We start from the raw sequence: 10,481 nt of genomic DNA, 5'->3' as shown, positions 1-10,481 counted from the left end.
GGACGATACAGATTAATGTAGGTCTAGTGCAATTAGGACAAGAGTTACACCGAAGGAGATGGTGGTAGTTCATTAACGTTTGATAATTAATTGTTGTGGTAAATGAAATGATGTTCCATGATCCCATGGCTGTTGCCCAAGAAAAAATGACACAGGTGTGCCTGTTTTTAGAGCAACATCATTTGCCGCCTACACCTTTAAATTACCAAGTCGCTTATACCCATATCAGCGCCACGAACAAAGATCTCGACTGTGCCATCAACAAAGCCATCAAAGCACACACAAAAATAGACTGTGTATTCATTGAACAGCTCTACTATCAGTTTTTAGATCAAGGTCAAAAGACACAATCTGAATTACTTGAGGGTGTCGACTCTTTGGTAACTGAATTACACGAAAATGCAGAAAGCTCACAAAAGCAGGTAATTCGCTTTGCCCAGCAAGTCAGTCAATGTGTGCATAATTTAGATGAGCACAACATTCTAAAGAGTAAGCGCGCACTATCAACACTCACCAAACAAACAGAGCTATTGCTAAAACAGCACAAACAATTTAAACAAGCGTTAATAAAATCGCGTTTAGATTATGAACGTAATCAAAAGTTACTACTCGACTTGCGTAAACAACATTTGTTAGACCCACAAACGGGTCTTTATAAGCGCCACTACCTTCATCAAAAAGTGTCTCTATGGCAATCACAGCAAAAATCCGTCTGTGCCCTTTCTATTCAAGTTGATAACCTTGACGAGTTTTCAGTCCGGTTTGGTGATGTTGTGGGCGAAGTGGTGCTTAATCGCATCGCCAATAACATTAAACGCTATGTCGTTGAAAGCGGCTTACCTGGTCGTACGGGGAAAAAAGAGTTCACGGTGATCCTCGCTGACGTAGACTTAGAAACCGCCAGTGTCATCGCTGATAAAGTGCGTAAAGGTGTTGAGCGACTAAAGTTTGTCAGTGCAAAAGGAAAAATTCCATTACCTGATGTATCTCTGGCTCTTGGTATTGCGCAACTCGCGCCAGAGCAAGACTTTAATGTATTAGCAAAACGTGCAGGCTATGCCGCGCAAAAGGCACATTCTCTCGGCCAACATTGCTATATTAGTCACTGATCTGCAATCACTCTTTTTGTGTACATTTTCAACAACACAACGAGGATTAGAAATTGCGCCCACGGCTACCTATCAAGTACACTAACAACCACAGTTGCAGAGTAATGATGGAACCCTCATGAAAGAGTCACAAGACAATACTACCCACTTTGGATATAAAACGGTCGAAACAGACAAAAAAGCCTCTATGGTTGCAGACGTATTTCATTCTGTAGCAACAAAGTACGACATTATGAATGACCTGATGTCATTCGGTATCCATCGTTTGTGGAAACGCCAAACCATCGCCTGCTCTGGTGTACGTGCCGGCCATAAAGTGCTTGATCTTGCCGGTGGTACAGGTGATTTAACTGCGAAATTTAGTGAGTTAGTTGGTGGTAAAGGACAAGTCGTTTTAGGCGATATTAACAACTCAATGCTGAAAGTTGGGCGCGAAAAGTTACGTGATTTAGGGCTTGTTAGCAATATCGAGTACGTTCAAATGAATGCTGAAATGCTACCATTTGACGATAATACTTTTGATGTCATCACAATTGCTTTCGGTCTACGTAACGTCACCGATCAAAGTAAAGCACTTCGCTCGATGTACCGAGTGCTTAAACCTGGTGGACGCCTACTGGTCCTTGAATTTTCCAAAACCGACAACGAAGCTCTAGCAAAGCTGTATGATATGTACTCCTTTACACTACTTCCTGCGATGGGTAAGTTGGTAGCGAATGACAGCGAATCTTATCGCTACCTCGCAGAATCTATTCGCATGCACCCAGATCAAGAAACATTAAAATCCATGATGGATGAAGCCGGTTTTGAACAGACTGACTATCAAAATATGACCGGAGGTATTGTTGCCCTTCATCGTGGTTTTAAATTCTAGGAGTTGCTGTGTTAACTTCATTGCTTGGCGCCGTGCTTGAAACGGCTTTAAACAAAGGTCTAAAACTCTCACCTGAGCTAAAGCGTGCACTAAGTAAAGGTCAACATAAAGTACTAAGTGTTGAGGTTAGGGATCTGCATACTTGTTTAGCAATAACCTATACCGGCATAAACATTCACGTTTTGTGCCCCTTTGATGGTGAAGCCGACTGTTCAATTAGTGCCGATTTTTCTACCTTGCTTGAACTCAAAGACCCGAGTCAACTCACTGCGCTTATCCGTCAAGATAAGCTCGACCTTGAAGGCGATTTATCACTAGCACAACTATATAGCAACGCCCTAGCAGCACTTGATATTGACTGGGCGGAGCACCTAGCCAAATATCTGGGTGACGGACCAGCACAAGTTGTTATAGATACCTTACAGAATTTAGCACGCCGCGCGAAGCAAGATGGGCAAGTAGCCAAAACGACACTAACAGAACTATGTCAAGATGAATTGAAGGTTGCACCCCACCCGCTTGAGTTTCAGCAGTTTAAGCAACAAGTGAGAGCGCTAAATAATCAAGCCGAAAGCTTAAATCAGCGCCTCAATGCATTACTTCAGCAGAACAAAGGAAACTAGGTTGTCTCTACTTCGCCTGCATCAAATCACTAAAACATTTTTAACCTATGGTTTAGACGAAATCGTTCCTGCGCATAAGCAACCTTGGTACGGTAAACTTGCCCGCGCTAGCTTGTTTTGGCTACGTAATAAACATAAAGACAAACCTATAGGCACACGCTTGCGTCTAGCGTTGCAAACGTTGGGCCCCGTATGGATCAAGTTTGGTCAGATGCTTTCGACCCGTCGAGATTTGTTACCATTAGAGATTGCTGAAGAACTCGCTTTTTTGCAGGACCAAGTTCAACCATTTGACCCCGCAATGGCACAAAAGCTCATTGAGCAAGCGTTAGAAATAGACAACATTCACGAATACTTTGCTGAATTTGAATCAAAGCCATTGGCTTCAGCCTCAATAGCGCAAGTGCATGCCGCCAAGCTGCAACACAAAGATGAGTTGAAAGATGTCGTGATCAAAGTTATTCGTCCCGATATCGAAAAACAAATCCAAGCAGACCTCTCTTTAATGGAGCGCTTCGCTAGAATTGTTGTCAACTTACTTAGCGAAGGAAAGCGTTTACGGCCAGTTGAAGTCGTAAGGGAATACAAAAAAACACTACTCGACGAGTTAGATTTGATGCGAGAAGGTGCTAACGCAATTCAACTCAGACGCAATTTTGAAGACTCTGATTCACTATATATCCCTGAAGTATATAGTGATTATTCACGTAAAAACGTATTGGTGATGGAGCGCATCTACGGTATCCCAGTCTCAGACACCGAAGCCTTATTAGCGCAAGGCACCAATATGAAGCTATTGGCTGAGCGTGGGGTAGAGGTGTTCTTTACACAAGTGTTCCGTGACAGCTTTTTCCATGCAGACATGCACCCTGGCAATATTTTTGTCTCTCGCGAAAACCCTCATAATCCTAAGTATATCGGCATAGATTGCGGCATTGTCGGGACCTTAAATCGTGAAGATAAACGTTATTTAGCAGAAAACTTTATCGCCTTCTTTAATCGTGACTATCGCCAAGTTGCGCAGCTTCATGTGGATTCTGGCTGGGTTCCGGCGGATACCTGTGTAGAGGAATTTGAGTTTGCCATTCGTACCGTATGCGAACCCATTTTTAACAAACCGCTCGCTGAAATTTCGTTTGGTCATGTGCTGGTAAATTTGTTTAACACAGCAAGGCGCTTCAACATGGAAGTGCAGCCACAATTGGTATTATTGCAAAAAACTCTGTTATATGTAGAAGGCTTAGGACGTCAGCTTTACCCGCAACTAGATCTGTGGAAAACAGCTAAGCCCTTTTTAGAACATTGGGTGCAAGAACAAGTAGGTCCGCTCGCAGTGGCAAAAAAGCTATATGCAAATCTACCATTTTGGGCCGAGAAAATGCCAGAACTGCCGGATTTGATTTACCAAAATCTCAAGCGCCGTCCCCCTTCAGCTGTCACACAAAAAGCAGATACTGCTACCAAGCCTTTGTTGTTGGGTTTAGCGGCGAGTAGTTTTGCAATAATCTCGGGATTGAGCTTTATTTTTGACAAGCCTGTCGCAAGTAGCCTACTTGCAATTATTGCCGTGCTAGTATTTATTAGCGCATGGCGTAAAACAGGGTGATTTTTTGCTCGCTAGGCGTATAATCATTATTCATAAGCAGTAAGTATCAATGGAGTTATTATGGGATTCGGTGGGATCAGTATTTGGCAATTACTTATTATTTTAGCCATCATTGTTTTGTTATTTGGAACTAAAAAACTACGTGGTATTGGTAGTGATTTAGGTGGTGCAGTTAAAGGCTTTAAAAAGGCAGTATCGGATGAACAATCAGAGGCCGGAACTGAACCTGAAAAGCTTAAGAATACAACGACTGAGCAAGCTCAACCTGTATCAGAGAAAGAAAAAGATAAGGTGTAATTCAACATGGGTATGTGGGAGTTAGTGGTCGTTCTTATCGTAGGCCTAATTGTACTTGGCCCAGAGCGTCTTCCCGTTGCAATCCGCACCGTAGCTAGATGGGTAAAAACGGTAAAATCTGTTGCTAATTCAGTCAAAGCTGAAGTCAGTGAAGAGTTACGCGTTCATGAGCTACATAATAACTTAAAGAAAGCGGAACAACAGGGAATGCAAGATTTGGCCCCAGATCTCAAGCAATCCGTTCAAGAATTACAAGATGCGGCTGAATCAGTTAGACATTCTTATAAATCAACCGACAATAATAAAAACAAAGACTAATCAATCTACCAGTTAGATAATTAGAGTAAGGTCGGCTTTGGGTATTTAACGCCCAAGCAGCGCCTTTTTATCTTTTCCAACTGGCACTATATTCGTACGAGTCAAGTTACATGACAGAATCAGCCCAGAGTGGATTTATTGCTCACCTTGTTGAGTTAAGAAACCGCTTAATGAGAGCGTTAATGAGCGTTTTCGTTATCTTTGTTGCTTTGGTGTACTTCGCCAATGATATCTATGCCTTTGTTGCAGCTCCCCTTGTTGAGAGCCTGCCTAGCAACACAAACATGATTGCTACAGATGTCACAGCCCCTTTTTTCGCCCCTTTTAAGTTAACACTTTTTGTGTCGTTATTTGCCGCTGTGCCATTTATTTTGCACCAAGTGTGGGGATTTATCGCACCTGGTTTATATAAACACGAAAAGCGTATGCTTATCCCAGTATTACTATCAAGTGTACTGCTATTTTATGGCGGGATTGCATTTTGCTATTTTGTTGTGATGCCGATTATTTTGGGGTTCTTTACCAGCGTTGGGCCCGAAATGATGACTCTTTCGCCAGATATAAGCAGCTATCTTGGCTTTATCTTGAAGCTATTTTTTGCTTTCGGTATCGCCTTTGAAATTCCCGTCGCCATTATGCTTATATGCTGGAGTGGCATGACAACCCCCGCGAGCTTAAAAGAGAAGCGACCTTATGTTGTCGTTGGCGCTTTTGTCATCGCGATGTTTTTAACACCACCCGATGTTTTATCTCAAACTCTATTAGCGCTCCCTATGCTACTCTTGTTTGAGTTAGGGCTCATTCTAGCCAAGTTTTATAGCGCTAAACCACAACAACAGGAGTCAGAAGAATGAAAAAAACCATGATACTGTTCGCACTAGGATTTTCTTCTTTATGCGCCGCAGAGCCGATAAATACGCAGGCGTTACAAGCTTGTACGCTGATCGAAAATGATTTTAAGCGTCTTATGTGCTACGACAATGTGATTGCCAACAAACCTATCACCGCAAAACATGCAACAAAAAATATGACGCCTAACGACGAGCAAAGTGGTGCTGTAGCACCGGTGGCAAGCGTTACTCCAGAACTAAAAGAAGAGGGGTTTGGCCTTGAGCGTCGTGTGAAAGTCGCAAGCGAAGAAATTGAAGCGATCACCGCAGATGTAATTAAAATTACCAAAACACGCAGAGGTAAAAAGGTCTTTACGTTAGACAATGGTCAAGAATGGACTCAAGTATCAAAGGAAACCTTCTTTGCAGATGAAGGAGATACGCTCATTATTCAGCGTGCCTCTTTTGGCTCATTTTTGATGAAAAAAAAGGGCTCAAATCGCACTACACGAGTAAAACGAGTTAATTGATGAGCGCGATGATCGATGCTGGTGTTAACCTCACCAGCTCGCAATTCGCATCCGATTTGGACGATGTGATTTCTAGATCCAAAGAGGCTGGTATAGAGTCTATGCTTGCTATCGGTTGTGACTTAACGAGCAGCGAGCAGAGTATTGCGCTTGCTGAACAACATCACCTTTACTGCACAGCAGGCGTTCACCCACATGATGCCAAAAGCGCTCCAGATACCCTGTACCATGATCTCCTCACTCTTTTAAAAAGTAGCAACAGGGCGGTGGCCGTTGGTGAATGTGGTTTAGACTTTAACCGTGATTTTTCACCAAGACCGATTCAGCAGAGCGTGTGCTTAACGCAACTGCAGCTAGCAGAAACTATTGACTACCCAGTCTATTTACACGAAAGAGACGCGCATGACGCGCTAGTTGGACTGCTAAAAGAAGTTGAGGTTCGAGGTGTACTACACTGCTTTACTGGTGACCGTAATGCGTTGCGTCGTTACTTGGACTATGGGTTAATGATCGGCATAACTGGTTGGGTATGTGATGAACGTAGAGGTCAAGCATTGCAAGCGCTCATTCAATATATCCCGCTAGATCGTTTGCTATTAGAGACCGATGCCCCTTATTTATTGCCACGAACAATTAAACCTAAGCCAAAATCTCGCCGCAATGAACCAATGTACTTATCCCACGTGGCTGAACAAATTGCTCAACTAAAGCAGTGTCCAGTTACCGATGTGATCAGCGCAACCTCTGCCAATTTTACGCAATTGTTTTTGAGGTAAGTCCGTATGCGTATTCTGCTATCTCTGTGCTTGTTTTTATTTAACGCTTCGATCTTCGCCAGTGTGACTGTATCTGACCCTTTTAAGGCAGAACATCAAGTAAAGTTAAGTTACACACTCAGTAAATACGCATCACTTAACGAGTTATTGGCAGCGCCTGTCGAATGGCATAACAGTATTCAAGTACCAACTGGTCTTCGGCCTGTAGGTCAGTACCTGTGGCTGAAAATAGCATTAAACAACACCAACAGCTCGCTAACTCCGATACTAGTCAGCATAAACAACAACCTTATCGATTCGGTTACTGCTTATCATGTCAGGCCTAACCATCCTATATTTACTTTGGACATTGGTGATACATTGCCACTGATTAAGCGTCCACTTAAGTATGAATCGCTTGTTATTCCATTAGAACTACAACCTCTAACGCAAAGCCATTTATATTTACAAATTAGCGACGATGGCGCGATAACTGCTCCTCTTGCAGTCTGGGAGCCCAATGAGTACCTGCAGTTTAAAAGTAAATTTAACCTTATTTTTGGTATCTTGGCTGGCTTTGTATTGGCGTTAGCTTTAACCAATGCCACGCTGTATTACGTCACGAAAAAAAACTATTTTCTATGTGCGACTCTGCTGATTGCAATTATATGGCTATTCAACGCTCATATTTATGGCTTTGGCTATCGTTATTTTTATTCTTCTTGGCAATGGTTTCAGCAGTATGGTCAAGGCATAATGACCCTGTTACTCAGTGCACTACTGCTACCCACTCTAAGTTACTGTTCAGGTAAGACACTTCTGTCACACCCACAACTTACAGGTAAAAGAGTTACTTTGATCACGCTGGGCTTGTTCATCATCATTGCCTTATTACCGGTTTTTGAATCACTTCTGCTCGCCCTCAGTATCAGCTTTATCATTGCAATATTACTTATGTATACACTGGCACGCATTCACCACAATAGCCGGAACACCTTGATTGCTATCGCACTGTGCCACTTTATCGTGATCAGCTACCCATTTACTGTTGAGGTGGGAGTTCAGTCAGGTAGCTTTTTGAATCACTTAGGCTACTTTGGCATTTTCGTCATAGAAGCAACGCTACTCAGCTATCTATTAATACGGCTTTATATCTCCCAACGAGATGAAAAACTGGCTAAGCAACAGCAACGCCTAGCGCATACTCAAGCTGAAGATGCCCTATTAAAAGAAAAACTTAAGTTACAAGAACAAGCCCAATACGACTTAGAATCTAACATTGAAGAACGCACTTTTGAGCTTCAAGTCACGTTGCGAGAACTCGAAGATAAAAATCGCGAGCTGGAACGCATGAACATGGAAGACCCTCTCACAAAAGTGAAAAACCGTCGTTACTTCGACAAGCGCTTACAAATGGAAGTACGCCGCTCAAGACGAGAACAAACGGTATTAAGCCTTGTTATCTTTGATATTGATCACTTCAAAAAAATTAATGACAAATATGGTCACTTAGCAGGTGATCAAGCGATTTGCGAGTTTGCCAACTTAATCAAATCACACTTACGTCGACCCCATGACGAAATATTCCGTTATGGCGGTGAAGAGTTTATTTTGCTACTTCCAAACACACCTGAAGAAGGTGCGCTTGAAGTCGCTGAGCGTCTAAGAGTGGCAACAGCAGCGCTCAAAATTCAATTTAGTGAACATATCATTGAGATGACGACCAGCGCAGGCATTTATAGTGCAGTGGTTAGCGATCCACACAATCCACAGCTATACACAGATAATGCGGATAAAGCCTTGTATCAAGCAAAACAGCAAGGCCGTAATCGCATTGTCACTTTCAACCCCAATCAGGAGAATTAACGTGGCTCAATCAGGACTTGATCTTTTCCCCCTAACTCGCATGCGCAGAATGCGCCGCGATGACTTTTCAAGACGTCTAATGAGCGAAAGTACGCTAACGGTTAACGATTTAATCTATCCAGTGTTTGTATTGGATGGTGAGTCTAAGCGTGAAGCTATCCCATCTATGCCAAGTATTGAACGCCTGTCTATTGACTTATTAGTTGAAGAAGCCAAACAGCTTGTAGAGCTGGGTGTTCCAGCAATTGCGCTGTTCCCTGTGACACCTGCAGAGCACAAATCGCTACTTGCTGAAGAAGCCTATAATCCAGAAGGCATAGTACAAAGAGCGGTACGCGCTATAAAGGCTGCATGTCCTGAGCTCGGTGTGATCACCGATGTTGCATTAGACCCATTCACAGTCCATGGACAAGACGGAATCTTAGATGAAGACGGGTATGTAATGAATGAGGAAACAGTAGAAGTATTGGTCAAGCAAGCGCTTTCTCATGCTGAAGCCGGAGCTGATGTTGTCGCACCATCGGATATGATGGATGGTCGTATTGGTGCAGTACGCGAAGCACTTGAAGAATGCGGTTTTATTCATACTCGTATTATGGCCTACTCTGCTAAGTATGCATCAAGTTACTATGGACCTTTCCGTGACGCGATTGGCTCTGCGGGCAACCTTAAAGGAGCTGACAAGAAAACCTACCAGATGGATCCTGCTAATTCTGACGAAGCACTACGTGAAGTCGCCTTGGACTTACAAGAAGGTGCAGATATGGTCATGGTAAAACCGGGTATGCCATATCTAGATGTCGTCAGACGTGTTAAAGATGAGTTTGGGGTACCAACATTTGCTTACCAAGTCAGTGGTGAATATGCGATGCATAAAGCTGCGATTGATAATGGTTGGTTGGCCGAGAAGCCTGTGGTATTGGAATCTTTACTCGCATTTAAGCGTGCTGGCGCAGATGGTATTTTGACCTACTTTGCAAAGCAAGCCGCTATTTGGCTAAACGAGAAGTAAGCACCATCATTTTGAGCAGGTGAGATTCTCACCTGCATTTCTAGCAACTTATCTTATCAAGCTTTTTGCTTTTACAAGCTCATCAGCATTCATTTTCCAACTAAAGAAACGAATGACTCGGCCATCATCGAGCTGTACTTCAGGAATACTTAAAATACTCCAAGAGCGTAACCTAATTGCTTGAATGTGCTCTGCATGGAGATAGCGCGCTTTATCAAAAAAGTTATAGCTCACCCCAGCTTTGTCGATATGTAAAAAACGTTTTCCGGTTAATGATAACCCCAATGTAGCTAGGATCAATAGCAAAGGGATTAATGTAATTAATTGCAATAATAGAGAGGGAATATCTAGGATCGAAAGCAGTGTGTTGCTAAGCCAAATCAGCGCAAGTGTAAATACATAGAAAAGCCAGTTTACTTCTAACTCTAAAGTTCTCATTGAGTATCTCCTTTATTTACTCAACCACAATGAAATTCAGCCCACGACGACGCAGTAGTCCGACCCAATTTATTGAAGAAAAGCTAATGATAAAGTGCCAATGTCCCTAAAGCAAGAACTTTAGAATTAATAAAATATGAAATAAAAGTGACGACTTTTAGATACTAAATTTCAAATTTAACTTATTGAACTTTAGATACAAAAAAGGCCGCCATTGGCGACC

Annotated in this window: 12 protein-coding genes; 11 read left to right on the top strand and 1 reads right to left on the bottom strand. The window is 42.6% G+C overall.

The features are described 5' to 3' along the window. The first annotated feature begins 107 nt into the window (after nt 1–107). The 11 genes from L1D50_RS18160 (at nt 108) to hemB (ending at nt 9,820) form a co-directional block, all read left to right on the top strand. On the top strand, nt 108–1,109 hold the full coding sequence (locus L1D50_RS18160; RefSeq protein ID WP_138521467.1) for a GGDEF domain-containing protein: 1,002 nt from the start codon (nt 108–110) through the stop codon (nt 1,107–1,109). A gap of 118 nt (nt 1,110–1,227) precedes the next feature. Beyond that, a complete protein-coding gene (gene ubiE, locus L1D50_RS18155; RefSeq protein ID WP_128725718.1) occupies nt 1,228–1,983 on the top strand; it encodes a bifunctional demethylmenaquinone methyltransferase/2-methoxy-6-polyprenyl-1,4-benzoquinol methylase UbiE in 756 nt (251 codons plus the stop codon). Between the two features lie 8 nt (nt 1,984–1,991). After that, nucleotides 1,992–2,606 (top strand): SCP2 sterol-binding domain-containing protein, encoded by a 615-nt coding sequence (locus L1D50_RS18150; protein ID WP_128725719.1) that lies wholly within the window; start codon nt 1,992–1,994, stop codon nt 2,604–2,606. A gap of 1 nt (nt 2,607) precedes the next feature. Beyond that, nucleotides 2,608–4,212, top strand: a complete 1,605-nt coding sequence (gene ubiB, locus L1D50_RS18145) for a ubiquinone biosynthesis regulatory protein kinase UbiB (protein ID WP_138521465.1) — start codon at nt 2,608–2,610, stop codon at nt 4,210–4,212. A gap of 60 nt (nt 4,213–4,272) precedes the next feature. Next, nucleotides 4,273–4,509 carry a Sec-independent protein translocase subunit TatA gene (gene tatA, locus L1D50_RS18140; RefSeq protein ID WP_128725721.1) on the top strand — a complete coding sequence of 79 codons (237 nt, stop codon included), beginning with the start codon at nt 4,273–4,275 and terminating at the stop codon, nt 4,507–4,509. A 6-nt stretch (nt 4,510–4,515) separates the two neighbouring features. Further along, complete coding sequence (gene tatB / locus L1D50_RS18135) at nt 4,516–4,827, top strand: Sec-independent protein translocase protein TatB (RefSeq protein ID WP_128725722.1); 312 nt, start codon at nt 4,516–4,518, stop codon at nt 4,825–4,827. Nucleotides 4,828–4,937: 110 nt separating this feature from the next. Further along, on the top strand, nt 4,938–5,681 hold the full coding sequence (gene tatC, locus L1D50_RS18130; protein ID WP_128725723.1) for a twin-arginine translocase subunit TatC: 744 nt from the start codon (nt 4,938–4,940) through the stop codon (nt 5,679–5,681). After that, nucleotides 5,678–6,187 (top strand): hypothetical protein, encoded by a 510-nt coding sequence (locus L1D50_RS18125; RefSeq protein ID WP_138521463.1) that lies wholly within the window; start codon nt 5,678–5,680, stop codon nt 6,185–6,187. Before tatC ends, L1D50_RS18125 begins: the two co-directional genes overlap by 4 nt. Next, entirely contained in the window at nt 6,187–6,963 is a 777-nt protein-coding gene (locus L1D50_RS18120) for a TatD family hydrolase (RefSeq protein ID WP_128725725.1), read from the top strand. Before L1D50_RS18125 ends, L1D50_RS18120 begins: the two co-directional genes overlap by 1 nt. A 6-nt stretch (nt 6,964–6,969) precedes the next feature. Further along, complete coding sequence (locus L1D50_RS18115) at nt 6,970–8,808, top strand: diguanylate cyclase (RefSeq protein ID WP_128725726.1); 1,839 nt, start codon at nt 6,970–6,972, stop codon at nt 8,806–8,808. 1 nt (nt 8,809) lies between these two features. After that, nucleotides 8,810–9,820 (top strand): porphobilinogen synthase, encoded by a 1,011-nt coding sequence (gene hemB, locus L1D50_RS18110; RefSeq protein WP_128725727.1) that lies wholly within the window; start codon nt 8,810–8,812, stop codon nt 9,818–9,820. A 48-nt stretch (nt 9,821–9,868) separates the two neighbouring features. On the opposite strand, the gene L1D50_RS18105 is transcribed toward hemB, so the two are convergent. Continuing rightward, entirely contained in the window at nt 9,869–10,258 is a 390-nt protein-coding gene (locus tag L1D50_RS18105; RefSeq protein ID WP_128725728.1) for a hypothetical protein, read from the bottom strand. Between the last annotated feature and the right edge of the window lie 223 nt (nt 10,259–10,481).

Origin of the sequence: Pseudoalteromonas sp. Isolate6, from assembly GCF_022398435.1 — a bacterium.
In the GTDB taxonomy this organism is placed as follows: Bacteria; Pseudomonadota; Gammaproteobacteria; order Enterobacterales; family Alteromonadaceae; genus Pseudoalteromonas; species Pseudoalteromonas galatheae.
This window is presented reverse-complemented; position numbering and strand designations above follow the sequence as displayed.

What these genes read in the sequence shown, in the direction of transcription:
- ubiE (WP_128725718.1), top strand. Translation starts at nt 1,228, where the DNA reads ATGAAAGAGTCACAAGACAATACTACCCACTTTGGATATAAAACGGTC.
- tatC (WP_128725723.1), top strand. Translation starts at nt 4,938, where the DNA reads ATGACAGAATCAGCCCAGAGTGGATTTATTGCTCACCTTGTTGAGTTA.
- tatB (WP_128725722.1), top strand. Translation starts at nt 4,516, where the DNA reads ATGGGTATGTGGGAGTTAGTGGTCGTTCTTATCGTAGGCCTAATTGTA.
- L1D50_RS18120 (WP_128725725.1), top strand. Translation starts at nt 6,187, where the DNA reads ATGAGCGCGATGATCGATGCTGGTGTTAACCTCACCAGCTCGCAATTC.
- L1D50_RS18115 (WP_128725726.1), top strand. Translation starts at nt 6,970, where the DNA reads ATGCGTATTCTGCTATCTCTGTGCTTGTTTTTATTTAACGCTTCGATC.
- tatA (WP_128725721.1), top strand. Translation starts at nt 4,273, where the DNA reads ATGGGATTCGGTGGGATCAGTATTTGGCAATTACTTATTATTTTAGCC.
- L1D50_RS18160 (WP_138521467.1), top strand. Translation starts at nt 108, where the DNA reads ATGATGTTCCATGATCCCATGGCTGTTGCCCAAGAAAAAATGACACAG.
- L1D50_RS18125 (WP_138521463.1), top strand. Translation starts at nt 5,678, where the DNA reads ATGAAAAAAACCATGATACTGTTCGCACTAGGATTTTCTTCTTTATGC.
- L1D50_RS18105 (WP_128725728.1), bottom strand. Translation starts at nt 10,258, where the DNA reads ATGAGAACTTTAGAGTTAGAAGTAAACTGGCTTTTCTATGTATTTACA.